Origin of the sequence: Mesorhizobium delmotii (assembly GCF_900149755.1) — a bacterium.
Taxonomy (GTDB): Bacteria; Pseudomonadota; Alphaproteobacteria; order Rhizobiales; family Rhizobiaceae; genus Mesorhizobium; species Mesorhizobium delmotii.
The window spans coordinates 1-453 of sequence record NZ_FUIG01000103.1; the positions used below are offsets into that span (position 1 = coordinate 1).

The 453-nt window shown below is 65.3% G+C and carries 1 protein-coding gene; it reads left to right on the plus strand.

Annotation, left to right across the window (positions count from 1 at the left end; translation table 11 throughout):
* Nucleotides 1-112 precede the first annotated feature (112 nt).
* On the plus strand, nt 113-453 hold a 341-nt coding region (locus BQ8482_RS39925; protein WP_244603141.1), incomplete at its 3' end, for a transposase.

A 453-nucleotide genomic window follows, 5' to 3' on the forward strand; every position in this document is an offset into this window, starting at 1 on the left:
CTCGCGAGCGCGCCCTCAACAGCGCTGTAGCGAGCGAGCGGCGTAGCGGCGGTCATCGATGTTCTTCGGTAGGGTTGGGTTGCTGACACAACCTGATTCGAAGGAACCACCGATGACCAACGACATGATGAACCTGCGCACGCTCGTAGAGAAGACCCCCGACGCCGATATCCTGCGCGAGATGATCGGCTTTGCCGCCGAGCGGCTGATGGAGCTGGAGGTTGGCGCCGCCACCGGCGCGCCCCATGGCGAGAAGAACCCGCTGCGGGTTGTCCAGCGCAACGGCTACCGCGACAGAGACTGGGAGACGCGGGCCGGCACCGTCGAACTGCGCATCCCCAAGCTCAGGAAGGGCTCTTACTTCCCGAGCTTCCTGGAGCCGCGGCGCATGGCCGAGAAGGCGCTGACCGCCATCATCCAGGAGGCCTACGTCCAGGGTATCTCGACGCGCTC